This is a genomic window from Sporosarcina sp. Y1011 (assembly GCF_057669885.1).
The window spans coordinates 1-26,684 of the sequence record NZ_JBYHFP010000005.1; the positions used below are offsets into that span (position 1 = coordinate 1).

Annotated in this window: 29 protein-coding genes and 5 tRNA genes; 5 read left to right on the top strand and 29 right to left on the bottom strand. The window is 42.2% G+C overall.

The window, feature by feature from the left end; genetic code table 11:
- Positions 1 to 192: 192 nt before the first annotated feature.
- The 20 genes from AC25Y5_RS07880 to acpS all read right to left on the bottom strand — a co-directional run bounded on the left by AC25Y5_RS07880 (position 193) and on the right by acpS (position 12,336).
- Positions 193 to 266, bottom strand: a tRNA-Gly gene (locus AC25Y5_RS07880).
- A gap of 105 nt (positions 267 to 371) precedes the next feature.
- Positions 372 to 458: transfer RNA gene (locus AC25Y5_RS07885), tRNA-Leu, on the bottom strand.
- Positions 459 to 520: 62 nt separating this feature from the next.
- Positions 521 to 596 (bottom strand) — tRNA-Lys (locus tag AC25Y5_RS07890).
- A 50-nt stretch (positions 597 to 646) separates the two neighbouring features.
- Positions 647 to 721: transfer RNA gene (locus AC25Y5_RS07895), tRNA-Gln, on the bottom strand.
- Positions 722 to 855: 134 nt separating this feature from the next.
- Positions 856 to 930 (bottom strand) — tRNA-Glu (locus AC25Y5_RS07900).
- 190 nt (positions 931 to 1,120) lie between these two features.
- Positions 1,121 to 1,579: a SprT family protein gene (locus AC25Y5_RS07905; protein ID WP_488139835.1), complete on the bottom strand. Its 459-nt coding sequence runs from the start codon at positions 1,577 to 1,579 to the stop codon at positions 1,121 to 1,123.
- Between the two features lie 23 nt (positions 1,580 to 1,602).
- On the bottom strand, positions 1,603 to 3,759 hold the full coding sequence (locus AC25Y5_RS07910) for a Tex family protein (protein WP_488139836.1): 2,157 nt from the start codon (positions 3,757 to 3,759) through the stop codon (positions 1,603 to 1,605).
- A 98-nt stretch (positions 3,760 to 3,857) separates the two neighbouring features.
- Positions 3,858 to 4,454 carry a PP2C family serine/threonine-protein phosphatase gene (locus AC25Y5_RS07915; protein ID WP_488139837.1) on the bottom strand — a complete coding sequence of 199 codons (597 nt, stop codon included), beginning with the start codon at positions 4,452 to 4,454 and terminating at the stop codon, positions 3,858 to 3,860.
- Positions 4,454 to 5,305 (bottom strand): RNA polymerase sigma factor SigB, encoded by an 852-nt coding sequence (gene sigB, locus AC25Y5_RS07920; protein ID WP_488139838.1) that lies wholly within the window; start codon positions 5,303 to 5,305, stop codon positions 4,454 to 4,456. Before sigB ends, AC25Y5_RS07915 begins: the two co-directional genes overlap by 1 nt.
- A complete protein-coding gene (gene rsbW, locus AC25Y5_RS07925; protein WP_488139839.1) occupies positions 5,274 to 5,747 on the bottom strand; it encodes an anti-sigma B factor RsbW in 474 nt (157 codons plus the stop codon). The genes sigB and rsbW overlap by 32 nt, the downstream gene beginning before the upstream one ends.
- Positions 5,734 to 6,075 (bottom strand): anti-sigma factor antagonist, encoded by a 342-nt coding sequence (locus AC25Y5_RS07930; protein WP_488139840.1) that lies wholly within the window; start codon positions 6,073 to 6,075, stop codon positions 5,734 to 5,736. Before AC25Y5_RS07930 ends, rsbW begins: the two co-directional genes overlap by 14 nt.
- A 71-nt stretch (positions 6,076 to 6,146) precedes the next feature.
- A complete protein-coding gene (locus AC25Y5_RS07935) occupies positions 6,147 to 7,160 on the bottom strand; it encodes a SpoIIE family protein phosphatase (RefSeq protein ID WP_488139841.1) in 1,014 nt (337 codons plus the stop codon).
- Positions 7,161 to 7,174: 14 nt separating this feature from the next.
- Entirely contained in the window at positions 7,175 to 7,576 is a 402-nt protein-coding gene (locus tag AC25Y5_RS07940) for an anti-sigma regulatory factor (protein ID WP_488139842.1), read from the bottom strand.
- Between the two features lie 2 nt (positions 7,577 to 7,578).
- Complete coding sequence (locus AC25Y5_RS07945) at positions 7,579 to 7,941, bottom strand: STAS domain-containing protein (RefSeq protein WP_488139843.1); 363 nt, start codon at positions 7,939 to 7,941, stop codon at positions 7,579 to 7,581.
- Positions 7,938 to 8,768, bottom strand: coding sequence for an STAS domain-containing protein (locus tag AC25Y5_RS07950; RefSeq protein ID WP_488139844.1), 831 nt, complete (start codon positions 8,766 to 8,768; stop codon positions 7,938 to 7,940). The genes AC25Y5_RS07945 and AC25Y5_RS07950 overlap by 4 nt, the downstream gene beginning before the upstream one ends.
- Before the next feature lie 164 nt (positions 8,769 to 8,932).
- Positions 8,933 to 9,283, bottom strand: coding sequence for a type II toxin-antitoxin system PemK/MazF family toxin (locus AC25Y5_RS07955; RefSeq protein ID WP_067205315.1), 351 nt, complete (start codon positions 9,281 to 9,283; stop codon positions 8,933 to 8,935).
- Positions 9,284 to 9,287: 4 nt separating this feature from the next.
- The gene (locus tag AC25Y5_RS07960) at positions 9,288 to 9,578 is read right to left on the bottom strand and encodes a transcriptional regulator (RefSeq protein WP_488140017.1); all 291 of its coding nucleotides are present in this window, start codon (positions 9,576 to 9,578) and stop codon (positions 9,288 to 9,290) included.
- 133 nt (positions 9,579 to 9,711) lie between these two features.
- On the bottom strand, positions 9,712 to 10,851 hold the full coding sequence (alr, locus tag AC25Y5_RS07965; RefSeq protein ID WP_488139845.1) for an alanine racemase: 1,140 nt from the start codon (positions 10,849 to 10,851) through the stop codon (positions 9,712 to 9,714).
- A 68-nt stretch (positions 10,852 to 10,919) separates the two neighbouring features.
- Positions 10,920 to 11,924: a LolA family protein gene (locus AC25Y5_RS07970; protein ID WP_488139846.1), complete on the bottom strand. Its 1,005-nt coding sequence runs from the start codon at positions 11,922 to 11,924 to the stop codon at positions 10,920 to 10,922.
- 58 nt (positions 11,925 to 11,982) lie between these two features.
- Entirely contained in the window at positions 11,983 to 12,336 is a 354-nt protein-coding gene (gene acpS, locus AC25Y5_RS07975) for a holo-ACP synthase (protein WP_488139847.1), read from the bottom strand.
- 66 nt (positions 12,337 to 12,402) lie between these two features.
- Between acpS and AC25Y5_RS07980 the strand changes: the two genes are divergently transcribed.
- Positions 12,403 to 13,020, top strand: coding sequence for a rhomboid family intramembrane serine protease (locus tag AC25Y5_RS07980; protein ID WP_482106465.1), 618 nt, complete (start codon positions 12,403 to 12,405; stop codon positions 13,018 to 13,020).
- Between the two features lie 9 nt (positions 13,021 to 13,029).
- Here the strand turns inward: AC25Y5_RS07980 and AC25Y5_RS07985 are convergent, their stop codons facing one another.
- The 8 genes from AC25Y5_RS07985 to AC25Y5_RS08020 all read right to left on the bottom strand — a co-directional run bounded on the left by AC25Y5_RS07985 (position 13,030) and on the right by AC25Y5_RS08020 (position 21,476).
- Positions 13,030 to 14,508, bottom strand: coding sequence for a PH domain-containing protein (locus AC25Y5_RS07985; protein ID WP_488139848.1), 1,479 nt, complete (start codon positions 14,506 to 14,508; stop codon positions 13,030 to 13,032).
- Complete coding sequence (locus AC25Y5_RS07990) at positions 14,501 to 14,980, bottom strand: PH domain-containing protein (RefSeq protein ID WP_488139849.1); 480 nt, start codon at positions 14,978 to 14,980, stop codon at positions 14,501 to 14,503. The genes AC25Y5_RS07985 and AC25Y5_RS07990 overlap by 8 nt, the downstream gene beginning before the upstream one ends.
- Positions 14,981 to 15,120: 140 nt before the next feature.
- Entirely contained in the window at positions 15,121 to 16,641 is a 1,521-nt protein-coding gene (gene cshA, locus AC25Y5_RS07995; protein ID WP_488139850.1) for a degradosome RNA helicase CshA, read from the bottom strand.
- Positions 16,642 to 17,585: 944 nt separating this feature from the next.
- Positions 17,586 to 18,293 (bottom strand): alpha/beta hydrolase, encoded by a 708-nt coding sequence (locus tag AC25Y5_RS08000; protein ID WP_488139851.1) that lies wholly within the window; start codon positions 18,291 to 18,293, stop codon positions 17,586 to 17,588.
- Positions 18,290 to 19,663, bottom strand: coding sequence for a UDP-N-acetylmuramoyl-tripeptide--D-alanyl-D-alanine ligase (locus AC25Y5_RS08005; RefSeq protein ID WP_488139852.1), 1,374 nt, complete (start codon positions 19,661 to 19,663; stop codon positions 18,290 to 18,292). Before AC25Y5_RS08005 ends, AC25Y5_RS08000 begins: the two co-directional genes overlap by 4 nt.
- A 12-nt stretch (positions 19,664 to 19,675) precedes the next feature.
- On the bottom strand, positions 19,676 to 20,746 hold the full coding sequence (locus AC25Y5_RS08010) for a D-alanine--D-alanine ligase (protein WP_488139853.1): 1,071 nt from the start codon (positions 20,744 to 20,746) through the stop codon (positions 19,676 to 19,678).
- 83 nt (positions 20,747 to 20,829) lie between these two features.
- Positions 20,830 to 21,144: a DMT family transporter gene (locus AC25Y5_RS08015; protein WP_482101436.1), complete on the bottom strand. Its 315-nt coding sequence runs from the start codon at positions 21,142 to 21,144 to the stop codon at positions 20,830 to 20,832.
- Positions 21,144 to 21,476 (bottom strand): DMT family transporter, encoded by a 333-nt coding sequence (locus AC25Y5_RS08020; protein ID WP_488139854.1) that lies wholly within the window; start codon positions 21,474 to 21,476, stop codon positions 21,144 to 21,146. Before AC25Y5_RS08020 ends, AC25Y5_RS08015 begins: the two co-directional genes overlap by 1 nt.
- Positions 21,477 to 21,798: 322 nt before the next feature.
- On the opposite strand from AC25Y5_RS08020, the gene AC25Y5_RS08025 reads away from it, so the two are divergent.
- Entirely contained in the window at positions 21,799 to 22,995 is a 1,197-nt protein-coding gene (locus AC25Y5_RS08025) for an FtsW/RodA/SpoVE family cell cycle protein (protein ID WP_488140018.1), read from the top strand.
- A gap of 60 nt (positions 22,996 to 23,055) precedes the next feature.
- Here the strand turns inward: AC25Y5_RS08025 and AC25Y5_RS08030 are convergent, their stop codons facing one another.
- Positions 23,056 to 23,196, bottom strand: coding sequence for an Lmo0850 family protein (locus tag AC25Y5_RS08030; RefSeq protein WP_482101763.1), 141 nt, complete (start codon positions 23,194 to 23,196; stop codon positions 23,056 to 23,058).
- A gap of 247 nt (positions 23,197 to 23,443) precedes the next feature.
- On the opposite strand from AC25Y5_RS08030, the gene AC25Y5_RS08035 reads away from it, so the two are divergent.
- The 3 genes from AC25Y5_RS08035 to AC25Y5_RS08045 all read left to right on the top strand — a co-directional run bounded on the left by AC25Y5_RS08035 (position 23,444) and on the right by AC25Y5_RS08045 (position 26,484).
- Positions 23,444 to 23,779 (top strand): metal-sensitive transcriptional regulator, encoded by a 336-nt coding sequence (locus AC25Y5_RS08035; protein ID WP_488139855.1) that lies wholly within the window; start codon positions 23,444 to 23,446, stop codon positions 23,777 to 23,779.
- Positions 23,780 to 23,792: 13 nt separating this feature from the next.
- Positions 23,793 to 24,002: a copper chaperone CopZ gene (gene copZ / locus AC25Y5_RS08040; protein ID WP_482101439.1), complete on the top strand. Its 210-nt coding sequence runs from the start codon at positions 23,793 to 23,795 to the stop codon at positions 24,000 to 24,002.
- Between the two features lie 79 nt (positions 24,003 to 24,081).
- The gene (locus tag AC25Y5_RS08045) at positions 24,082 to 26,484 is read left to right on the top strand and encodes a heavy metal translocating P-type ATPase (protein ID WP_488139856.1); all 2,403 of its coding nucleotides are present in this window, start codon (positions 24,082 to 24,084) and stop codon (positions 26,482 to 26,484) included.
- Positions 26,485 to 26,684: the final 200 nt, after the last annotated feature.

Consider the following 26,684-nt stretch of genomic DNA (forward strand, 5'->3'; position numbering starts at 1 on the left):
ATCTCATTGATGTTTTGCTGTTCAGTTTTCAAGGTTCATTTGGTTCGGAATCATTTACGATTCTCTTTTTTTAAGTTAGCTACTGTTCTTACAGCAACTTTCTTAGTATAGCATTCGCCATTTAGGAAGTCAACAACTATTTCGTTATAACTTTCAAGCGATTTTTACAAATTTGTTTCTAAATAAGTAATATGGAGCGGGTGAAGGGAATCGAACCCTCATCATCAGCTTGGAAGGCTGAGGTTTTACCACTAAACTACACCCGCGTATATAATATTGGCGCATCCGACATACGTTGGATGATAACCATTTCCCTTTTGATAAAACGAACTGTTCATGAGGTAGAGAACTTTTCAACTACGAAAGTGATTTGGTGCGGTAAAGAGGACTTGAACCTCCACGGGGTTAACCCCCACTAGGCCCTCAACCTAGCGCGTCTGCCATTCCGCCACTACCGCGTTGTTTTAGCGACAAACCTTATTATATAGTATACAATTCATTTGTCAACATTTTTTTAAAATGGTGAGCCATGCAGGATTCGAACCTGCGACCCTCTGATTAAAAGTCAGATGCTCTACCAACTGAGCTAATGGCTCTTTATTATATAGAAGAGATATTCTTCTTGCGCTTCACGCAGGTAAAACATTGGCTGGGGTAGCTGGATTCGAACCAACGAGTAACGGAGTCAAAGTCCGTTGCCTTACCGCTTGGCTATACCCCAATGATACCTAATTCAGCAATATAGTTTCACACTGTACAAAACTTCGTATTGTACCTTATGGTTGATTCTTTTCGATACTTCGTATTGAAGTTCTTATGGATAACTCTTTTCAATACTTCGTATTGAAAAGGTTTTGGTGACCCCTACGGGATTCGAACCCGTGATACCGCCGTGAAAGGGCGGTGTCTTAACCGCTTGACCAAGGGGCCATGTTGAATGCTTATATCTTCATGGAGGAAGAATCGTTCTCCATAATGTCTCGGTGTCTTTCCCAACCGACTTTTCCTATTATAAAGAGAGTCATCCATTTCGTCAACACTTATTTATAGATTTGTTTTATGAAATATTAAAAACACGATCAGACCGCAGTTTGCGATGACTGATCGTGTTCTTTTTATACTAAACAGGTTGTATTTCTTCAATTCGCCCTGCACATTTTCCGCATCTGTATTTGGTAACATCCATTCTTCTTTTACGGTTGTAGAGTAACTTACAAGATACACACTTATAGACACGGAGCGAAACTACCTTACGATTCCGTTCAGAAAGTGGTCGGCAAAACCTCGGGGATGATGTGCTTTTCAGCAAATTCCTGAAGTCCACATCACGGTGCCGATAACCTCTTCCTTCTATATGAAGGTGGTAGTGACAAAGCTCATGTTTAATTACACCCACCAGTTCATCTATTCCGTGCTTAACTAAAACTAATGGGTTAATTTCTATGGAATGGTCTGAAAGCATATAACGACCACCGGTTGTTCTTAGCCTTTTGTTAAACCGGGCACTATGAATAAACGGCTTGCCGAACGCTTCATCCGAGACTTTCTCGATATAACTCTGCAGTTCTTCATCCGTCATAGTTACCACCTCCAGTTCCACTATCATTTAGTCGACGGTGGCAACATCGTCAATGAAATACGTCCTTTCCCTTTATCGACGCCTTCTACCCAGACAGTGACGATGTCACCGGAGGCCACAACGTCAAGAGGATGTTTTACAAAGCCTTTTTTTAATTTGGATATATGAACAAGACCGTCTTCCTTAACACCTATATCAACAAAAGCACCAAAATCAACTACATTACGGACTGTTCCTTGCATTTCAAGACCTTCGTATAGATCCTTCATATCGAGGACATCTGCTTTTAAAAGCGGTTGCGGATAATCATCACGTGGATCCCGATTCGGTCTTTGAAGTGTTTCAATAATGTCTTTGAGCGTCACTTCTCCAACATTCAACTTAATCGCTAGGGCTTTACTATCGAGAGCCGACAGCGCATCAGAGGTTTCTTGCTTTCCTAGCAACTTCTTACTTGCTCCTGATTCTTCTAATATTTGTTCGGCTAACTGGTAACTCTCAGGGTGAATACCAGTCGAATCAAACGGATCCTTTGCATCAGGCACTCGCAGGAAACCAATCGCCTGTTCATAAGTCTTCGCGCCAAGGCGTGGTACTTTCTTTAATTGATTGCGTTTCGTAAAGAGACCATTTTCTTCACGTGACTTCACAATATTTTCTGCAACCGTTTTGGATAATCCCGCGACATATTGAAGCAGCGACGAGGAAGCAGTGTTGACATCAACCCCTACCCGGTTCACTGCCGTTTCGACGACAAATGATAATGATTCGGATAGGCGTTTTTTTGCAACGTCATGCTGGTATTGCCCGACACCAACAGAACCCGGATCAATTTTCACTAGTTCCGATAACGGATCCTGTAAGCGTCTCGCTATAGATACCGCACTCCGTTGTTCAACTTGAAGTTCAGGGAATTCGTCCCGTGCTTGAGGTGAAGCTGAATAAACACTTGCGCCTGCTTCATTTACAATTACATACGAAACACCCGCTCGTGCCTCTTTTATACAATCTACTATGAACAGTTCAGACTCACGTGAGGCTGTCCCATTTCCGATTGCGATAATAGTAATCGGATACTTTTTCAATAAATCCAAAATCGTCCGTTTCGATTTTTCTTTTTCCATTTGTGGCTGATGTGGATAAATTACTGATATTTCAAGCAATTTACCTGATTCATCGACAACCGCAAGTTTACACCCTGTACGGAAAGCCGGGTCAAGGCCCAGTACAACCTTCCCTTTCAACGGGGGTTGCAGAAGTAGACTTTTTAGGTTTTCTGAAAATACATGAATTGCCTGTTCTTCAGCCTTTTCTGTCAGTGCCGCCCTGATTTCTCGTTCAATTGAAGGCGCTATCAAACGCTTAAACGCATCCTCTGTCGCTTCTTTTACGTATGGTGCAGATGGCGAATGCGGTTTGCGAATTAACTCACGTTCAAGTCCTCCAGAAATTCTATCGACTGGGAAAAAAATCCCAACGCGTAGCACATCCTCTTTTTCACCGCGGTTTAAAGCCAAAACGCGATGCGGTACAATTTTCTTCAAAGGTTCTTCATATTCATAGTAATTTTCAAAAACATTTCGCTTGTCCTCTGCACCTTTACGTATCGCTGAGACAATCATCCCATCTGACCATGCTAATTTCCGTATGTTTTCGCGTATTCCAGCGTCGTCAGCAAATTGTTCAGCCATAATATCTCGAGCACCAGCAAGCGCATCTTCAACGCTATTGATACCGCTTTCTTCATTGACAAAAGGATTGGCTAGCTGTTCTGGTGATTCTCCTGAAAACTCCAATAGACTTTTCGCTAATGGCTCAAGGCCGCTCTCAATTGCAATCATCGCACGAGTACGTCTTTTTATTTTGTAAGGTCTGTAAAGATCTTCAATTCGTTGTAATACAGTTGCACCTTCAATCGATTTTCTTAATTCCTCGTCCAACTTACCTTGTTCATCGATCAGGCGAATGACTTCTTCTTTTCGTTGTTCAAGCCCTTTAACATAATTGTAAGCATCCTCAACCGCTTTAATCTGTACTTCATCCAGCGAACCAGTTTCTTCTTTCCGGTACCTTGCAATGAAGGGGACAGTGTTTCCTTGGTCAAGTAATGCAATAACCTTTTCAGTTTGATGTATACTGACGGCCGCTTTACCAGCTGTAGCCTCAACAATATGCCTCATCAATAAATTCACCCTTTCTTTACTTTCTTAATTTTACCAGAACTGCATCATGAGTGCCTAATTAAAGAAAAGCACGCACAAAAAAACCTACTTCTGTTTTATAGAAGTAGGCTGCCTGCTATAAATGTGGCATCGTCACCGTGTTCAATCGATTGGAGCACGTTTTGGTATAATTCATAAGGTCCAGAACTTTCCTTTAATGTTGCTTTCGGACTTCTCAGTATGACACCGTCCGAATGGAGAAAGAATAAATCTCCTCTCTCATAGTCATATTGTTGTGTCTTTAACTTTTGTGGTCTACCCGATAAATAACCCATTACAGGCAAAGGATAAATCATCTTATCACAATCATGCAGCATATAAAAACGTACATTTCCTACACAGCTATACTGAATCGTTTTTTGTTTATAATCTACTTTGACAATAGCCACAGCTGCTCCACGTTTTTGCACCATATGCTCATTGCAGCGGCTAAGTAATTCATCAATTGACTCATGATGATACTCTTTCAATACTGTAGGAATGATTTGCGATGATTGACGCGCAATTGGTCCGTTCCCAAGTCCATCAGCAATTGCACAGATGAAATAACCTTCCTCTTCATGGATGAAATACGTGTCCCCACATTCTCGATTCCCAAACTTCGCCTCTTGGTAAACATATGCTTCGACATGATCCGTTAAGATTGAATCCACTACGATACACCGCCAGCCGCCAATATTGCTTCCTGCAACTTTTTAATTGCTTTTCGTTGTAATCTTGAAACGTGCATTTGAGAGATTCCGAGTAGCTCTCCCGCTTCTTTTTGGCTTAGTTGGTCAATATATGTATACTGAATAATTTGCTTTTCACGTTCAGACAACACATTTAGAGCATTAGCAACAACCATGCGTTGATCTGTTTTCTCAAAACCATCATCATTTTCCCCGATAATATCAAATAGAGTAACCGTGCCACCTTCAGAATCTGCTTCTAGGGTATGGTCCATAGAGAGAGCTTGATAACTTCTTCCCATTTCCATTGCTTCAAGAACCAGTTCTTCATCCACATCTAGGTAATCCGCAATTTCACTGACCAGGGGCGAACGTTGCATTTCTATTGTTAACGTCTCAACTGCTGCTTTAATTTTCGGTCCGAGTTCTTTTATACGTCTTGGGACATGTATTGCCCATGTTTTATCACGTAAGAAACGTTTGATTTCACCGATAATTGTCGGCACTGCGAACGCTTCGAAACTTCGGCCAAATTCGGGATTATAGCGACGTATCGCTCCAAGGAGACCTAGCATACCTACTTGTGCTATATCTTCGTGAAAAGGCTTGCCATTCGAATACTTTCGGGCTAACGATTGAACGAGACGTTCATAGTGTAATACTAATTTCGTCTGTGCTTCATCGTCATTCGTCTCCTGGTATTGTTTTATCCATTGAAGGACTTCCACCTTCGTTCCAGTTTCACGAGGAGAAGGCTCTTCCACAATAGGTTCTACGATAGACTTTTCCTTCTCTTCAGATTCACGAGGTGATTGTTCGTTCGACATCCTCATCGCCCCGCTCTCCACCTAGGTATTTAGTCATAAAGACCGTTACACCCTCTTCATGATGTACTTTCACATCATCCATAAGCGTTTCCATAAGGTAAAGGCCCAATCCTCCTTCCCGAAGAAACTGTACCTCCTCCTGTTCATTATATGGTCCTACACTTTTTTTCGTATCTTCGAAATTAAAGCTTTTTCCGTGATCCGCTACCATGATTTCTATTTTGTCCGCAAAAAGTGCACAGCCAACCACCACTTCGCCGTCATCGTTTTCTTTATATGCATGTTGGACAGCATTTGTAATCGCTTCACTCGACGCTATTTTTAAGTCTTCGATTTCATCATATGTAAAACCAAGTCGACTAGCGAGACCTGAAATCGCGAGACGTGCTACACCAACATATTGAGCTTTTGCGGGAACTCGAATTTCAATGTAATCATACGGTTGCATCTACGTCCCCACTTTCTTCCATTTCAATATCCATAACTTCTCCCAAGCCAGTTATATCAAAAAGTTTTTTCAAACGTGTGTTAACGCCAACAATTTTCACGTGTCCTCCATTGGCCTTGACAGCTTTATAAAAACCAACAAAAACACCCAATCCTGTACTATCCATATAATTAACTTCAGTCAAATCTAATTCCGCTTGCATCCCATTTATTTTTTCAACAGTTGCAAGACGTTCTCTTAACATTGGTGCTGTGAAGGCGTCAATCTCCCCCACAATTTTGAAACGCTGAACATTATTCTCTTCTAACAACTCAACTTGCAAATCCATATTTCCACCCCAAATTTCTCTGTTTTTATGATAACGCATACTATAAATTAGGGTACCCTTTATTGCAAAACTTAAACCTTTTCAATCTCTTTCTTAAAAATGACGAGAGTAAAATCATCACGTAAATGAAAGTCTTGAAGATAGGCCAGTTTTTGGTATACCGTATCGGCTATTTTTTGCGCGGATTCATCTTTCACTTCCAGCATAATATTTTTAATCACTTCATCATCAATGAAACCTGTTTCGGTTCGGACCTCAGTCACACCATCCGTCATCATCGCGATAAAGTCGCCCTCTTCCAAGATAATGGAATGCTCTTCATAAACAACATTCGGATGAACACCAAGCAATAGTCCTTTTGCGTTTAGTTCTGTAAATGTACCCGTGGATGCTCTATACATAATGGCGGGTTCGTGTCCCGCAGATCCGTATGAGAAACTTGAATCTCTCGCATCGTACTTTCCGTAAAACATAGAAATAAACATCGAATCATCGACACTTTTTTCAACGATCCTATTTACGATATCAAGGACATGGCGCGGACTTGTGTTTTCGTTTTGCAAACTGTCCATTCCAAATTTAATCATGGACATACAAAGTGCTGCCGGAATCCCTTTACCTATAACATCAGCCACAGCTACGCTTGCTTCAAAACTAGTGTCATTGAGAAAATAAATATAATCGCCACTCATTTGTTTTGCGGATTCCGTTACAAGCCCGATATCAAGTTCTTTGAAGTCTGGTTTTCTGGTTTTCAGCAACGTATCTTGCACTCTAACGGCTAGGTTCATTTCCATTTGGAGTTCTTCCTGCTTTCGAATAAGGCTCTGATGTTCTTGTAGAGCAAGCCCATAGTGAATCATCATCTCTATCAGAAAGTCAAACGAATAATTCAGCTCATCCGACATAGTAGGAAGGACTTCTGTCAGTGCCGTTTTATGAATACTAATCACTTCTTCTGGCGAAATTTCTTTCTCGATGAATTGCCTGCTAAACTGCTGTCCTATATAAAGTTCCTCTTCGTTTTGTCCATCTAAGTATTTCTGCAATATTTGTTTGTACTGCTTTGAAACTTCCTTAGGCATCCATCATCATCTCCTCAGCGAAGCCATTTTGTGGCGGTGATTATCGTACCCACCCCCAGCTCCGTTTCCACTTTGAATTCATCCATGAGCCTTTTCACACCTGGCATTCCTGCACCAAGTCCTCCAGAAGTTGAAAAACCATCTTCCATCACTTTACGCATATCCGGAATCCCCGGACCGTCATCAGATGCAATAATTGTAATCCCGTAGATGTCATTCTCAGAAAGTCTTTTAATTTCAATTTTCCCTTTTCCAGCATATAAATAGATATTACGCGCCAATTCGCTTATAGCCGTTGTAATTCTCGCCTGATCGACCGTTCCAAAACCAGACTTCTTCGCTTCATTCCGGCCCAGCTGTCGGGCGGCAACAATGTCCCACTCCGTGTATATATCTACAGAAGACCAGTACTCCATGGTTAGGCCTCCAATTCTTTACGAAGTTTATCCAATCCGTTTTCGAGATCGAGTGCCGTCATAACGTTTTCCAGACGGATGCCTAATTCTATAAGCGTAATCGCTACTGCCGGTTGGATTCCTGTAATCACAACTTTAGCCCCCATCAACCCTGACATGCTGATGACATCACCCAAGACTTTTGCAATAAAAGAATCTATAAAATCAATAGGTGTCAAATCGATAACAACACCTCTAGCCGTCGTTTCATGCATTTTTTTCAAAAGGTCTTCTTGGAACTGAAGTGCAGTATGATCGTCAAGCTCCCACTGAACAGAGACAATTAAAGTATCACCCAGTTTTAAAATTGGTATTCGCATATTCATGAATTATCAACCTCCACGATTGTTCGGTTTGTAAGTCCAAGAGCCTTCTGCATTCCACGCTGTAATGTACTAGTCGTCGTAAAGTCATTGAGATTTATGCCAAGTGTAACGATGGTTTGAGCGATTTCCGGACGAATTCCTACTAGCATACATTTCGCTCCGACAAGTCGCACTGCATCTGCAGCTTGAATGATGTGATGGGCAACCATCGTATCTACAACGGGGACGCCAGTAATATCAAGAAGAACAACTTCAGCTCGCTGTTTCACTACACCTTCAAGTAGATTTTCCATAATTAGCTTGGCACGTTCTGTATCGATTGTTCCGACAAGCGGCATGACAGAAATTTTGTTGAAAACCGGTATCAAGGATGCAGATAGTTCCTGCAATGCGATTTTTTGCAAACTGACTGTCCGTTCCCATTCTGCCGAATAGGCTTCAATGATACTTTCACGGAGAGGCATAATCCAGTTATCAAAGATAGTTATATAAGCTCTGAGATTACTAGCATCAATAATCCCTTTTTCTTCCAATAGTTTAAATACGACCTGTGAGAAATTATCGATTGCTTTATTAACAAATTTGATGGACCATCCAAACCGAACGACCTTTTCTGTAAATTCGTTCAACTTTTCTGAATGAATAACATTCGTTTCATAAATATTCGATGTCATTAATGCAGCAAATTCACTACTTGTCTTCTCTACAAGCTTGGTAGGCATGAAATGGAAGAACTTTTCTCCCTTTTCATCCTTCATAAGCTCTTTCCATCTTTCAATTATCTCTATGATATTCTGATCAATACCTTTTACCATTCTAATATTCATAAGTGTTTCGATAAGCCTCCTTTTGAATTGAAAATCATCGTATCCTCATTGTATCGAAAAAGCGGACGCAATACACTTTTTTGTCGACATACATGCTTCTAAATATGAATTAATCGAAAAAGACACCACGGAAATATCTCCCATGATGTCCCTTATATGTATGCTCAGAATTTGATTAGACCGAAACTTACTTCTAGCGCTTCATCGACCTGTTCCATCAAAAATTCATCTAGGTGTGTAATCTTATCGGTAAGCCTCGACTTGTCGATCGTGCGGACTTGTTCGAGCAGAATAACCGAATCCCGCTCGAAACCATATCGCACCGCATCGATTTCAACATGTGTAGGCAATTTCGCTTTTTGAATTTGCGCAGTGATTGCCGCAATAATGACTGTCGGGCTAAACCGGTTACCTATGTCATTCTGTATGACAAGAACCGGTCTCGTACCTCCCTGTTCAGAACCGACGACAGGCGACAGATCTGCAAAAAAGACGTCTCCACGTTTTATTGCCAACTTTTCATCCTCCGCTTACGAGACGTTCCACCGTATGCTGGGCTTCAAATTCCACATGCAAGCATTCCGTGGCGATTTTAAGGTTGATTTGCGACATTTCGAGATAACCGTTCATCATCTCTTCTCTGATTGTATCCGATTCATAGTCGGTTACATATCGCTTTGTCGAAATATAAACTGAATCTCCACGGTCCAGCTCTTGATGGACGACCGTATGTTCATTTTCGTTCAGCATCCGTTTCGGAATTTCAACAATAACTTCTTTTATGTTTTTATTTGCACACAACTTCAGCACCTCCGACAAAACCGTTCCTAATCTCAATACTAGTCCATCTTACCATTGAATACCGACAATGAGAAGACATAGAAGGAACTTTATTGACAGGATTCTGCAAAAGTGCTAGTTTATTTTGTCGAAAGTACGGATATTATACATACTGCCCATCTTTTCCTGTATATATTCTCGGCACTCGTTTGGCGATGGTTACTGCAATTTCGTACGGAATCGTTCCAAGTCGTTCCGCCCACTCTTCCATCGTAATTTCTTCTTCCCCTTGACGACCAATCAGCACTACTTTTTCCCCAATTGGTAATTCTCGCGAAAGTTTCACCATGCATTGGTCCATACAGATCGTTCCAACAATCGGCATTCGCTCACCACCAATAAGAACTTCCTGTCCACGTAGCCCTCGCTTTAAACCGTCTGCATAACCGATAGGAATTGTGCCAATCCATTCATTTTTAGAAGTTTCATATGTCCCACCGTAACTGATTCGATTGCCAGCCTCCAACAACTTCACATAGGCAAGTTCACTTTCAAGTTGGAATGCTTTTTCGAGTTGAAACGGCAATTTCCCTCCTACGTATTCTGAAGGTGCAATCCCGTATAGTCCGATTCCGAAACGGACTGCGTCGAGAGCATATTCAGGATAGAGAAGGGTTGCCGCGCTGTTTGATGCGTGAATGAGCCGAGGTTTTTTCGGCAATGTATTTACAAGCTGCATGAATGTCGCAAACTGCTCTTGTGTGCGGTCTGGATCTTTTTCATCTGCACAAGCAAAATGAGTAAAGATGCCATCCATAAGCACAAATTCAGATTTATCGACAATCTCAACAAGGGATTGGAGCTCACCTGTATCTCTTAATCCTATTCTTCCCATTCCGCTATCAATTTTTACATGAATTTTCAACGGTTGCACTAATGTTGCACTAACCCCTAATGCCGCCTGTAACCATTCAGCACTAGATACTGTAATTACAATTCCTAGCTTAGCTGCTTTTTCAGCAAACGCAAGCGGAGACGGCCCCATGACGAGGATGTCCCCGCTAATACCCGCCACTCGGAGTCGTACCGCCTCGTCCGGTGTTGCAACCGAAACCATTTGTGCACCTGCTTCAAAAGCTGCTTTTGCAACTTCCACTTCCCCGTGGCCGTATCCGTCCGCTTTCACAACCGCAATTATTGCAGTCTTGCTCCCCAAAAAGTTCTTTAAATTTCTGACGTTATCCCGAATAGCATCAAGATTGACGAGCGCTTGCGTCGGACGATAGTGAATAGAGTTTTCCAAAGCAATCCCTCTTTTATATTGTAATACTCTCTATTATCGATCCTCTGCACATTCTACGTCAACTAAAGTTATTTTTCACTTTCCGCCATCATCGATCCGGCTACTTCAATCATTTCTTCTGGCGTTAATGTTTCGGATGCGATAAAGAATGAAACTCCTTCACTTTCCCAACGAATCGATTTGTCTGCTAGAGCTGCAACTGTGAATCCAAGATCTACAGGATCACCTTCAATAGATACTGGCATTTTCGTGTCTGGTCGAACTGCCGGCTCTTGAATAATGATGAATTCTTTATCTCCACCATAAGTCATGAATGAACGTGTGCCACTTTCTGTTTCCACACTTTTTTCATCGACAAGATTGCCTTCCGCCCAAGTGACTGATGGATAGTACGTGGCGAGTCCTGTCTTTTCATCTTCTGTAGACTCAGTCTCTTTACCAGTATTCGTGTCATCCATATCTACTGCATAGTCTGCAGCTTTCCGCTCTACACCAAGAGTAATCTTTTTAAATGAAATGCGAATTTTCTCAACCTTATTTTCATCCAGTACGGAAACATACGTTGGTAGTAATGTCTTTTTGTCAATATGAATCTGTTGAGTCGGCAAAACCTTCTTATGATTGTTTCTTGTGGCAGTTTCAAAGACATATGTTTTGTCTTTTTCCGTCATAGTTGCATTTTTATCCGCTTTAATATCATCTGACAGAGCGCCAATCAAGTATGCCTGGCTATTTTGCGCTGGCCAATCACTTTGAAACTTATACGTCTTACCAAGCGATGGCGTAACAACATAAACGCCTTCTTTATTGCGCACAATCATCTGAGAGTCCTTGCTTCCAGCCTGTGTTACGTTAACACGATAAAAGGCAGGTTTTGTATGCCAGACAGCAACATCGTATAAACGCGGTTCTGCTCCAGTCTTAATCTCCATCGTTGCTTGCAAATCATACCCTTTCGTATCATTCCACTTCCCACTGAGCTTCTTCATGACATCCTCTTTTGACGGCGCCCCACATGCCGCGAGGATTACCATGACCGCAACTAACAAAAAAACAAATATCCGGCTACGCATACAGTTCATCCTTTCTCATTTCAATCGGGTAGGTCATCTTATGAGGAAGGACGAACAATTATGCAAGAAGGATTACTTGAGCTGCAGCAACAGTTCGTGTGTGAGTGATGGATATTAAGCCATTTACTGCAATTCCTTTAAAAAATAAATTCGGTTTCCCACTTTGTTCAGACAATATACTAATGTCTGTGAAATTGCACTGCGTACCAATTCCTGTCCCCTTCGCTTTAGCAAATGCTTCTTTTCCTGCAAATCGTCCCGCTAAGAATTCCGTCCTGCGGTGGCTTGTGTGTTTTTCGTAAATGACTAACTCTTCCTTCGTTAAAATGCGCATACGGAACTTCGATGATCTATTATCTAACACGGAAATTCTTTCTAACTCAACAATATCAAGCCCAATTCCTTCAATCAATCGAACTCCTCCTTTCCAACCTGACAAGAAAATATGTATAATGAAATTATAGACTGAGGTGAATAGATGTTTAGCCGTACAGAAAGCTTTTCGCAATATATCCGCCTATATCCGGTGGTGACGTTTTTCCTTGCTGTAAATATCCTAATTTACGTAGTGACAATTCTACCATTCATCGGGGATCCTGTTTTTGAAGCGGGCGTGGGCGTCAACTATCTTATCTCCGACGGGGAATGGTGGAGACTTGTTACTCCGATGTTCCTTCACGGTGGTATTATGCACTTGCTGTTCAATATGTTCTCTCTCTTCATCTTCGGACCCGAACTTGAGAAGATCGCAGGCAAGGCACGTTTCTTAACAATTTATCTGCTCTCGGGCATGTTCGCAAACATAGCAACATTTTTCCTGCAGCCCCCCGAATATGCAAGCGTAGGAGCCAGTGGAGCAATTTTCGGGATTCTAGGAGCGTTTGGTGCACTGGTTTATTACACAAAGCGCATCCTTCCACAATTAAGACAGATCATCCTGCCGATTATCGTAGTCAGTATAGTAATGACTTTCATCCAATCCAACATTAACACAACTGCACATATAGCAGGCTTAGCAGTCGGTTTTTTAATCGGCCTTAGTTACTTCCACCCAAAACGTATTGGTAGTTGGAATAAGAGAAAGAGAACAAGATAAGAGAGCAGATTACTTCTGCTCTCTTTTCTCATACCATAACAGGATTTTCTCCGCTTCAGACTCATCCATATGATGCACTTGTGCATTAAAAATACTCATACCTGATTTTACGTTTGCAACTAAAGTTGCCACACCCTTGCGCTTATGAAAGTAGTTTTGTTTCATTTCCATTGATTGAATTCTTTTTCTCACCAAGTAAGCGGTTTGTAAACTGAAGTTCCTAAATCGCATTGTTAGCTGATTATCCGTTATTTCAAAAGCAGCTGAACGGTGCTGCCATAATCCAAAGAGAATAATAACTGGAACGATGAGAAGTGATAGTAGGCCATACGGATAGAAAAAGTATATAACTGTCCCAATCGTAGGGATCATCCAAATGAAATCAATCCGATAGAAAAACCGTTTTCCACGCGCTGGCAATTTCTTCTTCGGCTCTTCTAGTACAAGGTCCGGGAAGATTTCTTTTAAAGGCCCATAGATATCCGTTTTTTTCACAAGAGGAAACAAATTGATTTTTGCCCCTTCTGCCCCTCCTCCACCCGCACTATCTATAGCAACCGATGCATAACCGAATACTTGGCGAAACGGATTTTCAATGATACGTACACTTTGAACTCTTTTCAGTGGCACAGTCATACGTTTCTTCTCAAGAAGGCCCCTCGTAATTACTATGTCCTCCGATTCAAGCGTTACGGCAAAACCGTAATACGCCAGGAATGTCATAGCGACAGATATCCCCCAAACTAAAACAAAACCTAGTAGCACCGCTATGCCAACGATGAGCAGACCGAATTTGATGAAGCCTGAAATCTCTTCAAACATCCAGTCATAAGGAATCATTTCTCCAAACTGCGATAAAAATACGCCTACACCTGAAAAAATGATACCTATCCCGCCAGATGTTGTCGCGAGAATAAGCAGATCTTTTGGTTTCATCACAAAAACTGATTTTGACTGTTCCACCGCTTCTACATCCACCAAATCCCCTTCGCCTAGGGATGAGATCGTTTTCCTACCTGCTTTCGCTTTTGCTATTTCAGCTTCAATGCGATTTGCCGCTTCCTTTGTAACAGCAGTAAGTTCAACTTCCGCCGTTTTAGGAGAAGAGCTGCCCGCCGTTTCCACTTTCACTTTAACTAGCTTGAAAGGTCGATGCAGAATGCCTTCGTTGTAATCAAGGCTTTGAATACGATCGAAAGGTATGTATCGTTTCTTTTTTACAAATAGACCATATTCAATACGAAGCTCATTGTCTTCAAACCAATATTCGAAACGCTTCCACTTAATAATGCCCGCGACGAAAAATGAGATCATAAGTACACCAAAGATAATGAAAGATAAATAATCTAGATACCACTTTCCCGAACCAACATTATTCAATCCGTTCGCGAAAACGATGATAATAATAGGTAGAATTGCTTCTTTTGCTGTTTTTAACACTTCTATAATAGCTGTTATCCAATGCAATTTATAACGCGTTTCAGACATCATCTTCCGCCACCCTCGCAAGCACGGATATTCTGCTACGTAGCTCATCCGCTTCTTCCATGACAAGAGCTGGGATGGTGTGATTTGTAGCAGCTGTTGAAATCGTAATTTCCGCTAAGTTATATTTCCGAAGGATTGGACCTTGCGCTGTGTCTACATGTTGCACGCGGACCATTGGAATCAATGTCCGTTTAACGATGAAGATACCACGTTGCAACTCGATTTCCGATTCCCGCACTTCATAACGCCAACGCATCCATCGCACCTTCGGAAATAAGTAGATAAATAAATAAGCAAATAGAACAATCACAATGGCTGCAATTGCATAAATCCACCACGGTCCTTCAAATATGTAAGCCAATACCCCTGCTCCAATACCCAACAGCACTAGAATTCCCGTTTGCATAATGCCATATAATCTCCATACCTTCAATCCTTTTTCCGAAATTCGGTTCACTGGTTGTGCCCTCACATCAAACACCTCTTTCCTTCTACTTATTCTATACGATTGGAAACCTTAAATGTTTCATTTCATTGAGTAATTCAATAATTGAGCAATAAAAAACCGGGTATGCGCTAATTGCGCTACCCGGATTTTGTTACAGTTACGTATTAACGATCTGATTTCGTGTTGCGTGAACGACTGCTGTCTCTTCTAGCTCCGTCACGACTTCCACTAGGTGCGTTACCGCCACTTCCACCGCTACGACGAGCTCCGCCGCCACCGTATCCACGACCGCCACCACTAGTTGAACGACCACCGCTACGATTTCCTTTGTAGCCGCCACCACCGCCGCGAGAATTTCCGCGTGAAGGTAATGGACGCTCTTCAGAAATAGATACAGGTGTATCATTCGGTTCGCGTGTTAATGAACGAAGTGCTGCTGCAACTAGATCTTTAGCTTCGAATTTCTCAAGCAAATCAGCTGCAAGATGCGTATAATCACTCAATTCGTTTTTAGTAACAATTTCAGTAAGTTGTTCCACAGCCACACGTTGCTGACCAAGAATTGCTTCGTCAGAAGATGGTGGATTCAATGGAGTCATTTGTTTTTTAGTTGTTTCTTCTACAATACGAAGGTAACCCATTTCACGTGGTGTTACAAATGTAATTGCCACTCCACTTTTACCTGCGCGTCCTGTACGACCGATACGGTGAACATAGCTTTCAGGATCTTGTGGAATATCGAAGTTATAAACGTGTGTTACGCCTGAAATATCAAGTCCACGCGCCGCAACGTCAGTTGCAACTAGAATATCAACTTTACCTTCTTTGAATTGCTTAAGGACTGACATCCGTTTTGCTTGAGTCAAGTCGCCATGAATTCCTTCAGCAATGTATCCACGGATACTTAGTGCTTGTGATAATTCGTCAACGCGACGTTTTGTACGACCAAAGATGATTGCAAGTTCAGGTTGTTGAACGTTAAGCAAACGAGATAGAATATCGAATTTTTCACGTTCCTGTGATTTCACGAAGAACTGTTCGATATTTTCAACTGTCATTTCTTTAGACTTGATTTTAACCATTTCCGGGTTTTTCATGAACGTTTCTGCAATTTTGCGGATTGGTCCAGGCATAGTAGCCGAGAATAAAAGCGTTTGACGCTCAGATGGCACGCTAGCAAGAATCGTGTTGATATCTTCGATGAAGCCCATGTTCAACATTTCATCTGCTTCGTCAAGTACAAGTGTTTGTACACCGTCAAGTTTCAAAGTTTTACGTTTAATATGGTCAAGAATACGTCCTGGCGTACCAACAATGATTTGTGGATTATTACGCAATGCGCGGATTTGACGCCCGATTTCTTGTCCACCGTAAACGGAAAGAATTCGTACACGTTTGTCAGCACCAATTCTTGCGATCTCTTCAGAAACCTGAATAGCTAATTCGCGAGTTGGAGCAATTACAAGTGCTTGTACTGCTGTGTTTTTAGTATCTACTTTTTCAATGATCGGAATACCGAATGCAGCTGTTTTACCAGTACCAGTTTGTGCTTGACCGATAACGTCGCGGCCTTCCATACCAAAACGGACAGTACCTTCTTGGATTGGAGTTGCTTCTTCAAACCCCATTTTAGATAGTGCGCGTTGTGTTGATTCACTGATGTTTAATTCTGAAAAATTAGTCAAACTTATCAATCTCCTTTGTTTTTTCATTTGACAATTGGTTACATTTGCAAATGAAGGCACGGCAAATTCGAGCCTGTTAAAAGGGAACGTTTCCGATATTTTGCATTCTCTAATGTATAAGTAGAGGTTATGGTTGAAAAGGAAAGCCCGGTCTTTGCCGAGCGGTTCGATCAACGGACAAATCATCCGATTTATATGAGCAAACCGTTAAATTCAAAAAAAAGTACTCTTCACTTACTGAAGAGTGCTACGTAAATGTATCCAATGTTCATCACATTGTACCACGGGTAAGCGTCATTCGCAATCAAAGTGCTTAATATAGTAATAATCAGTTTACTACCTGAAAAGCGTAGGCGCCTGTTCAGGGGCGACAGGCATAAGGCGGATTGGCGACGCGGTGCTTTTCCGCACAGCCAATTTGACTTATGACCCGAGCCCCTAGGCGCTGAAGCTAGACACGAAAAGCGGAAGCGGCCGTTTTAAGGAACGCAGCCTAAGTTCGCCACTTCCTGTGGCAATAAGGAAGGATGCAGTTCAATCCTTCCCCGCTGCATAACATGCGTCCCCGCGACAGGCATAAGGCAGGCTGGTGGAGCGGCGTCCTTTGCCGCATAACCAAACTGACTTATGACCCGAGCATCTGGCCGCTGAAGCTAGACACGAAAAGCGTAGGCGCCTGAATAAAGGAACGCAGCATAAGGCGGATTGGCGACGCGGTGCTTTCCCGCACAGCCAATTTGACTTATGACCCGAGCCCCTAGGCGCTGAAGCTAGACACGAAAAGCGGAAGCGGCCGTTTTAAGGAACGCAGCCTAAGTTCGCCACTTCCTGTGGCAATAAAGAGGGATGAAATTCAATCCCTCTCCGCTGGATGACTTGAAGTGAATGCCACTTCTTGCCATTCATTCCTAAACCGAAGCTCACCAAGTATCTGGCCGCCAAAACTAGCCATCATCACGCATAAACCGAAGCACTTCATTGAACCAATTGTCACAGTCATCGCTGTAACAGATATGATGCTTCCCGAGAGGTGATTTTATGTATTCCTTTTTTTTGGAGCCCAGTTTTTTTAGCAAATGCTCGGCAGTTCCAGCGGGAACAATCCCGTCTCTGCCACCTTGAACGATACAAACAGGTATTTTTATCAAATGGTAATAGGGCTTAACAATTTTCACCACTCGCAAAAATTCGAATGTCGCCCGCAGTGGCGTATGTGCCAATTTATAATCATAAATATGATAAAACGTATTCGGCGGAAATCTTTTTGTAATCGGTTTCGCTAACATGATTCCCAAATCTTTTATTAAGATACGCGGACTTATATACTTTGCAGCCGCACTTAACAAGACAAGTTTGTCAATTTTATAGCGAAGTGCCAAATACATAGCGATAAGTCCACCCATAGAAAAGCCGACCACAATCACTCGGTCGACTTCTTTTTGCAGCTTTTTAAATGCTATTTCTGCTTCCATCAACCAGGAATCAGCAGATGAATTTCTGAGATTCAGCATAATTCCGTGGCCCGGAAGTGTCGGTACAGACATTTCCCAGTCCGTTTTCCTTTTTAGAAAACGTACAAACGGCCGAACTTCAAAAGGACCGCCTGTGAATCCATGGATGAATAACACACCTGTCTTTAATTTCTGATTCATTTGCTATTCAGCCCTTTAAGAATATGCTCTAGAGCCATTCCTCTTGAACCTTTTAATAACACGATTGAATTTTCACCTGTCTGTTTCTCGAGTATATCTACGAGTGGAACATAATCCTTTTCTGACCATACTAGAAGTGTTTCGCTATCTCGTTTTTTCAAGACATCGTACAACCACTCCATCCGTGGGCCATAGAGCAGGATGCCCTCTAAATCCATAGCCATCATATCATCAGCCAGATTCTCATGATATTCCCTTTCGTTGTCACCAAGTTCTAACATGTCAGCTAGTACAACCCACTTTTCTTTCCGTAATCCTGTTTCTTTCATGAATGCCAAGGCCGCGCGCATAGAAGTCGGCGCTGCATTATAAGCATCATTGATGAACAGTGCACCACTTTCCATCAGCACTGGTTGCATACGCATATCTGTCAAAGTCGCTTGAATTAAAGCAGCACGGATATCATTGACACTGATAGTCATTGCATCGGCGATTAGAATTGCTGCAAGTGCATTTTTCACTTGATGGGCGCCATAAACAGGAATAGTGAATTCCCCTTCGAGTAAGCCCGTTACTGTAAAACGGCTTCCCGTATCTCCTGATTCAATGTTTTCAAGCGCCAACGCTGCGTTCTTGCCATAGCCAAATGATACGCTCTCTACAGCAGTCTGTAGTTCAACTAGTTCTCTCAGAAGCGGTTCATCTCCATCGTAAAAGAACTTTCCACCTTCTTGCAAGCCGTCAATAATTTCAAATTTCGCTTTGGCGATTCCTGCACGCGAACCAAGATCCTGCATATGCGCTTCCCCGATATTCGTAATTACAGCAAAGTGTGGTTTTGCAAGTTTCGATAAAAAGGATATTTCCCCAAACCCGCTCATGCCCATTTCAAGAACCGCGATTTCCGTATCTACTTCTAGCGATAATATCGTCAGTGGTAATCCAAGTTCATTATTATAGTTACCTTCTGTTTTTCGAACGTTGAAATAAGGCGCTAGAACACTTGCAATTAAGTCCTTTGTTGACGTTTTCCCGTTTGAGCCTGTAATACCAATAACTTTACATTGGAGCATCCCACGGTAAATACGTGCCATTTCCTGGAGTGCTCTCTCTGGATCCTCGACAAAAATTAGAGCTATGTCTTCTGGTGGATTCGGCTCGTCTTTCATCCATAACGCCGCTACTGCACCTTGTTTAATTGCCTGTTGTACATAGTTGTGGCCATTCACATGTTCTCCGCGGAAAGGGATAAATAGATCTCCCTTGCTAGCAGTCCGTGAATCGATGGACACACCACTCACTACCTTGTCGCCCATATTTTGTCCTGACTCTTGTATCCATTCAGCGATTTCGGTTAACATCCGTTTCACTTCTAATCACACTCAATCCATCGTATATTGTAATTTTTGTTTTTCAGTGTGCCTTTCAAGCGCAAGTTCAATAAGCTTATCGATTAATTCCGGATATGCGACACCTGTTTTCTGCCACAAAAGCGGGAACATACTCGTCGGCGTGAAACCTGGCATCGTATTGACTTCATTGATCAATACTTCGTTATCTGCCGTGACAAAGAAGTCAGCGCGTACAAGCCCCGAACAGTCGAGCACTTTAAATGCACGAATCGCCATGTCTTCCATTGTCTTTATTACGTCCTCGGTTACTTCTGCAGGTATGGCAAGTGTTGTATTACCATCTGTATATTTCGCTTCATAATCGTAAAATGCAGCGACAGGTTTGATTTCTCCGGATACCGAACATTGCGGTTCATCGTTACCCATGACACTCATTTCAATTTCACGTGCTGTTGCAGCTTGTTCAACGATCACTTTACGATCAAATTTCAAAGCAAGGTCCACCGCTGTTATTAAACTCTTCCGATCCGTTGCCATGCTGATACCGACACTAGAACCTAGATTTGCAGGTTTTACAAACATTGGCCAGCCGAGCTCCGCTTCCATTCTATCTACTAATTGTTGTTGTTCTTTCACCCATCCAGTACGGATAAAATGCACATAAGCCACTTGCTTCAATCCCGCTTGTGCGAATAATTGTTTCATAACAACTTTATCCATTCCTGCGGACGATGCAAGGACACCGTTACCTACGTAAGGAACGTTCATCACTTCAAAAAGCCCTTGAACCGTTCCATCTTCACCGTTCGTTCCATGAAGAAGTGGGAAGATGACATCTGGCGCACCCGTTCCACCGTTAAGGAAGTCATGGATACTATCCGGTTTACTGCCGTCATCCCCTTTTAGCCGTAACTCTTCAATCGACCCTACAGGACTTTCCAGTGAATCACCTTTTCTCCATTCGCCGTCGTACGTAATATAAATCGGTACCACTTCGTACTTTCCAAAATCAACTGCCTGCGTCACTGCACGGGCAGTTGACAAAGACACCTCGTGCTCAGCCGACTTCCCTCCATAAACTAAACCTAACTTCTTCTTCATGGTTTCCCCTCGCATTCTAGTAGTTTTCGTTATTTTAGTTTACCACGAACGGCTCCCTGTCATAATTAATATATGTAAGTTATTCAGCTAAACGACTTAAGTCCTGCAACACCTATGATGATAAAGGACAAAAATAGGAACTTTAATGCGCTTCGCTTTTCCCGAAAGAAAACCATGCCCATCAATACACTCCCCGCCGCACCAATACCTGCCCAAACTGCGTACCCTGTTCCAACCGGCAATTCTTTCAAGGCAACTGATAATAAAAAGAAACTGACAGCAGCTGATAAAACTGTTAGGATACTATACTTCTTATTGCGAAATCCTTCCGATAATTTCATCGTAATCACGAATGCAACTTCGAAGAGTCCCGCTATAATGAGGATGAACCAAGACATTATTGCGTCTCCTCCTGATCATCTGCCAATTTGAGACCAACGATACCAACAAGCAGAAGCACTAGAAAAAATAATTTTCCGACGCCTGCTCCTTCATTAAATACAATAATCCCTACGATTGCTGTTCCGATTGCCCCTATTCCTGTGAATATAGCATATGCAGTTCCAATCGGAATTGTTTCCATCGCTTTTGCAAAGAGAAAAAAGCTAACTACTATGAAGATTAGTGTAACTACCGAAGGCAAAAGGACGGTGAACCCACGTGCCTCTTTTAAACCAATCGCCCAAACAACTTCGGTCATACCCGCAATCAGTAAATAAATCCACGCCATATTTATGATCCCTTTCTATGCGAAGGGCAGAATAACCCTTAAATTTCCCACAAGTCTAACATGCATGCCTTAACTGGGGCAACTTCGCGGACACAAATGCGTCCAATATGAGGATATGCATCTGTACTCATATTACGTTATACTAAAGGTGCTATTATTTTTTAGAAGTTTAGGTGAATAGATTTAACATGATTAAACAGTCCAACAAACTCTTTTTAATGAGGATTGAATGACTATCATACTAACCTGCCTCTATTTTCGTTTTATTTATCTTCAAGAATGCAACTCCATTTTAGTGAAACCAAGGTGACTATAGATGAAAATGAACAACAAACCCGCAGATCGTTTTGACTGGACTCTCGCATTTATCCTTTTGCTATTTTTCCTCGTCAGCCTATTCGCGATAGCTTCAGCACAAACAACAGGCCAGTATAAGGACATGAACTCTATGCCCATTAGCTTCGTAGCTTCACAAATTCAATGGTATGTTATCGGTTGTATCATTATTGCAATCACAATGTTTTTGGAACCAGACCAATATAAAAAAGCTGCCTGGATTATTTATGGGGGCGGTGTATTTTTATTAGCTATGCTCTTTATCCTTCCTGATGGCATGAAATTGGTCGAACCAAGGAATGGAGCCAAAAGTTGGTTCCACATTCCTGGAGTCGGGAGTATTCAGCCAGCTGAGTTCATGAAAACATTCTTCATCATTGGGATGGCACGCATGATTACAAAACATCATGAAAAATTTATGAACAAGACATTAAAAACCGATTTTTATTTATTAGGTAAAATAATTGCCGTATTAATCTTACCTTTGCTTTTCATCATGATGCAGACTGATCTTGGAACAGGACTTGTCTTTATCGCAATAACAGCAGTGTTCGTCATCGTTTCCGGCATTTCATGGCGGATTATTTTACCTGTATTTGCAGGGACTGCAACAATAGGTGCATCATTGCTTTGGATGGCTCTTTACGCTCAGGACTTCCTTCAAAACAAACTAGGTTTTTCCTCTTACCAGTTTGAACGAATTTATTCTTGGATTGATCCCTATTCGTATTCATCTAATGAAGGACGGCATTTAATTACGTCACTCAATGCAATTGGCTCAGGTGAAATTTTCGGGAAAGGCTATAAAGGTCGTGAAGTATATGTCGCGGAAAGCCATACCGATTTCATCTTTACAACGATTAGTGAAGATTGGGGATTTGTTGGTGCGAGTCTCGTCATTTGTCTGTATTTCTTCTTGATTTATCATTTGACTAAAATTACGCTTGAATTAAAAGATCCCTTCAGTACCTATATATGTGCAGGTATCATTGCGATGATTACTTTCCACGTCTTTGAAAATATTGGAATGACGATACAACTTCTTCCGATTACAGGCATTCCACTTCCCTTTATCAGTTACGGTGGTAGTTCACTTATGGGTAATATGCTCGCAATTGGATTGGTATTCAGTATGAAGTTCCACCACAGGACGTATATGTTTAGTTCAGACGACGATGAATAAGAAAAACTCCACTGAAATTCCGGTGGAGTTTTTCTTATAAAACGGATACTATCATTTCCATTATTGCGACTGAACTTGCGGGCCTTGTGCAGGTGGCGCGAGGGCCTTCAGCATTTCCAGACGAGATTTCGTCATCGTTGCCGAAACACCCAACTTCGCCAAGTTGGAGATAATTGATTTCAAATCAACTTCTTTAGCCATCTTTTCCACCCCGACCTTTCTATTAGTAATAGACGAAAACGCATGAAGAAAGTTTCTTTTCATCGTTACAAGTTGTTCTATTTTGCTCATACTACAATCATACCACCATTGTCCACTTTTTAATCTTTCATTTCTGTTACAGTGTAGATTTTTTGTAAATAATTCATACAGAAAATAAAAAGGGGATTTTATTGACATACCCCCTAAGGGTACATTATACTTAAATTAACAATAAGGGGGCGATAAAATGACAATAGACTTAATTCTGGATGAATTCTCAGAAGAGTCCGCGATACAATCTTGCAGGAAAAGCCACCATCCTGAAAGTGTGAAAACAAATATGGTTCATCGACTGAATCGGATCGAGGGACAAATTAGAGGCATTAAAGGCATGATTGAAAAAGATGTGTACTGCGATGACATCATTACACAACTATCCGCAACCCAGTCCGCTCTTAATAGCGTGGCTAAAGTACTGCTCGATGGTCATCTAAAAGGTTGTGTTAAAGACCGACTCACTGAAGGCGACGATGAAGTTCTTGATGAATTGTTAGTTACAATGATGAAATTAATAAAAAAATGAGGAGGCATTAATTATGACGACAACAACATTAAACGTTACAGGAATGACTTGCGGCCATTGCGTAAAAGCGGTAGAAGATAGCGTTAGCAAACTTTCCGGGGTAGAAAAAGTGAAAGTGAATCTCGAATCAGGCAGTGTCGAAATTGCTTTCCAAGACGACATGGTCAATGTAAAAGAAATTACCAACACGATAGAGGACCAAGGTTACGACGTCGAGCAATAAGAAAACAAACTGCGGCCTACCGCAGTTCTTTTATAGCTGAATTATACCCCCTGTGGGTAAGTGAGGAGGTTTTATTCTAATGACTGAAAAGAAAACCGACATCGCAATTACAGGGATGACCTGTGTCGCCTGCTCCAACCGGGTAGAAAAAGGATTGCAACGGATGGATGGTGTAACCTATGCCACCGTTAACTTCGCGACAGAAAAAGCAGCCGTGTCTTTCGATGACGATAAAGTCGACATGCATTCCATTCAAGAAAAAATTCGTTCACTCGGTTATGACGTCGTTAAAGAAGAGGTCGATTTCCAGATTTCCGGAATGACGTGTGCCGCTTGTTCCACTCGAATTGAAAAAGGATTGGCGCGCATGGATGGTGTTTTCTCAGCAAACGTCAATCTCGCCCTTGAAACTGGAAAAGTAAAATACGACCCATCCAATTTAAATTCTGAAGACATTATTAACAAAATAAAGAACATGGGTTACAGTGCAGAACGAAAAGGTGACATTCCTGAAGGTCAAGAAGATCACCGTCATGTGGAAATTCGGAAGATGACACGATTATTTTACATCGCGGCTGCACTCTCCTTCCCCCTTCTATGGACGATGTTCTCACACTTTACCTTTACGTCTTGGATGTATGTACCCGCACTTTTAATGAACCCTTATGTACAATGGGCGCTTGCGACACCAGTACAGTTTTGGATTGGCTGGACCTTTTACAGGGGTGCATACTTCTCACTGCGCAATAAAAGTGCCAATATGGATGTGCTTGTTGCACTTGGAACGTCCGCAGCATACTTCTATTCAGTCTATCTGGTTCTGAGCGGTTTCCCACATGGCCTTTATTTTGAAACAAGTGCTGTGTTAATAACATTAATTCTTCTCGGAAAAGTATTCGAAGCTCGCGCGAAGGGGCATTCGTCTGATGCGATTAAGAAATTAATGGGCTTACAACCGACGATGGCAATTATGGAACGTGAAGGTGTAACTGAAGAAATACCCATTTCCGCAGTCAATGTAGGTGATATTCTTGTCATCCGTCCAGGTGCTTCAATCCCGGTCGATGCAGTAGTCATTTCCGGTTTGTCAGCCGTGGATGAATCAATGCTTACGGGTGAAAGTTTACCTGTCGATAAAATAGAGGGCGACGCAACCTATGCTGCCACCGTAAATGCGAATGGCGTTTTGCGTGTTCGCGCGAAAAGTATTGGCAAAGATACGGTCCTTTCAAACATCATTCGTGTTGTAGAGGAAGCACAAGGTTCTAAAGCGCCTATTCAGCGGCTAGCCGATCAGATTTCAGGTGTGTTCGTACCTGTTGTCGTCGGAATTGCCGTCTTAACGTTTCTCGTCTGGTATTTCGCAGTCGCTCCAGGTGACTTTGCACAAGCTCTCGTCAGCATGATTGCTGTTCTTGTTATTGCTTGTCCATGTGCACTTGGACTCGCAACACCGACGTCGATTATGGCTGGCTCGGGTCGCGCCGCGGAACAAGGGGTTTTATTCAAAACGGCAGAAGCAATGGAAAACACGAAAACGATTGACACCATCGTTTTGGATAAAACCGGTACAATTACAAAAGGTGCTCCTGAAGTGACTGATTTCATTGTTGCAGATGAAATGAATCGAAATCGTCTCATTGCAATTGCGGCAGCAGCAGAAAGTGATTCCGAACACCCAGTTGCGAAAGCTATTACAGTTTTCGGATTGAATTTAGGTAGTTCGTTGCCAGCAGTAGAACACTTCGAGGCAATTCCGGGACACGGGATTAAGAGCGTTATAGGCGGTTCTACAGTTTTCATGGGAACACGGAAATTGCTCGCTGACAATGAAATCTCTCTGGACACTACTATTTCAGATGCAGAAAAACTTGAAAACGACGGCAAAACCGTCATGTATATGGCAGTCTCCGGTGCGCACGTGGCGACACTTGCGGTTGCAGACACGTTGAAAGAAACCTCGAAGGAAGCAGTCGCAGAACTTCATGCGCTCGGACTTGACGTCATTATGCTGACAGGAGACCAAGAACGCACTGCACAAGCCATCGCGAAGATAGCAGGTATTAATCACGTCGTTGCCGGTGTTCTTCCTGAACGCAAGGCGCAGGTCATCGCCGAATTGCAAGCAAAAGGAAAGCGAGTCGCAATGGTCGGGGATGGCATTAACGATGCACCTGCACTGGCTGTCGCAGATATTGGAATGGCAATGGGAACAGGAACAGCAGTTGCGATGGAAGCCGCGGACGTTACGCTGATGCACGGCGATTTATTGCGCGTCGCTGATACAATCAAAATGAGCCGGTTAACCGTACGCAACATTAAACAGAACTTATTTTGGGCCCTTGCCTATAACTCAGTCGGGATTCCCATTGCAGCGGCAGGGCTTCTGGCTCCATGGGTTGCAGGCGCTGCAATGGCATTTAGCTCGGTTTCAGTTGTACTGAATGCACTCCGTTTACAACGAGTTAAATTAAGGGATTAAATTATTTGTTGGACGCCGCGGATTTTTCTCAGCGGTGTCCTTTTTGTATTTGCATCGTTGGACAGTTCTGGATGTTCATTGGATACTTTGATACTATTGTTGGAAACTCACCATTTGAAATCACATTCAATCAACGTGTTTTGCATTACAACAACTGAAATAGACTTATCCATTGTACGTTTAGGGCATGACGGGTAAAA

Bases quoted from the DNA above. Each gene is read 5' to 3' on its own strand.
- AC25Y5_RS07905 (WP_488139835.1), bottom strand. From the start codon at position 1,579: ATGACGGATGAAGAACTGCAGAGTTATATCGAGAAAGTCTCGGATGAA.
- AC25Y5_RS07910 (WP_488139836.1), bottom strand. From the start codon at position 3,759: ATGAGGCATATTGTTGAGGCTACAGCTGGTAAAGCGGCCGTCAGTATA.
- sigB (WP_488139838.1), bottom strand. From the start codon at position 5,305: ATGAGGATGTCGAACGAACAATCACCTCGTGAATCTGAAGAGAAGGAA.
- rsbW (WP_488139839.1), bottom strand. From the start codon at position 5,747: ATGCAACCGTATGATTACATTGAAATTCGAGTTCCCGCAAAAGCTCAA.
- AC25Y5_RS07930 (WP_488139840.1), bottom strand. From the start codon at position 6,075: ATGGATTTGCAAGTTGAGTTGTTAGAAGAGAATAATGTTCAGCGTTTC.
- AC25Y5_RS07935 (WP_488139841.1), bottom strand. From the start codon at position 7,160: ATGCCTAAGGAAGTTTCAAAGCAGTACAAACAAATATTGCAGAAATAC.
- AC25Y5_RS07940 (WP_488139842.1), bottom strand. From the start codon at position 7,576: ATGGAGTACTGGTCTTCTGTAGATATATACACGGAGTGGGACATTGTT.
- AC25Y5_RS07945 (WP_488139843.1), bottom strand. From the start codon at position 7,941: ATGAATATGCGAATACCAATTTTAAAACTGGGTGATACTTTAATTGTC.
- AC25Y5_RS07950 (WP_488139844.1), bottom strand. From the start codon at position 8,768: ATGAATATTAGAATGGTAAAAGGTATTGATCAGAATATCATAGAGATA.
- AC25Y5_RS07970 (WP_488139846.1), bottom strand. From the start codon at position 11,924: ATGCGTAGCCGGATATTTGTTTTTTTGTTAGTTGCGGTCATGGTAATC.
- AC25Y5_RS07980 (WP_482106465.1), top strand. From the start codon at position 12,403: ATGTTTAGCCGTACAGAAAGCTTTTCGCAATATATCCGCCTATATCCG.
- AC25Y5_RS07985 (WP_488139848.1), bottom strand. From the start codon at position 14,508: ATGTCTGAAACGCGTTATAAATTGCATTGGATAACAGCTATTATAGAA.
- AC25Y5_RS08000 (WP_488139851.1), bottom strand. From the start codon at position 18,293: ATGAATCAGAAATTAAAGACAGGTGTGTTATTCATCCATGGATTCACA.
- AC25Y5_RS08010 (WP_488139853.1), bottom strand. From the start codon at position 20,746: ATGAAGAAGAAGTTAGGTTTAGTTTATGGAGGGAAGTCGGCTGAGCAC.
- AC25Y5_RS08015 (WP_482101436.1), bottom strand. From the start codon at position 21,144: ATGTCTTGGTTCATCCTCATTATAGCGGGACTCTTCGAAGTTGCATTC.
- AC25Y5_RS08020 (WP_488139854.1), bottom strand. From the start codon at position 21,476: ATGGCGTGGATTTATTTACTGATTGCGGGTATGACCGAAGTTGTTTGG.
- AC25Y5_RS08025 (WP_488140018.1), top strand. From the start codon at position 21,799: ATGAACAACAAACCCGCAGATCGTTTTGACTGGACTCTCGCATTTATC.
- AC25Y5_RS08030 (WP_482101763.1), bottom strand. From the start codon at position 23,196: ATGGCTAAAGAAGTTGATTTGAAATCAATTATCTCCAACTTGGCGAAG.
- AC25Y5_RS08035 (WP_488139855.1), top strand. From the start codon at position 23,444: ATGACAATAGACTTAATTCTGGATGAATTCTCAGAAGAGTCCGCGATA.
- copZ (WP_482101439.1), top strand. From the start codon at position 23,793: ATGACGACAACAACATTAAACGTTACAGGAATGACTTGCGGCCATTGC.
- AC25Y5_RS08045 (WP_488139856.1), top strand. From the start codon at position 24,082: ATGACTGAAAAGAAAACCGACATCGCAATTACAGGGATGACCTGTGTC.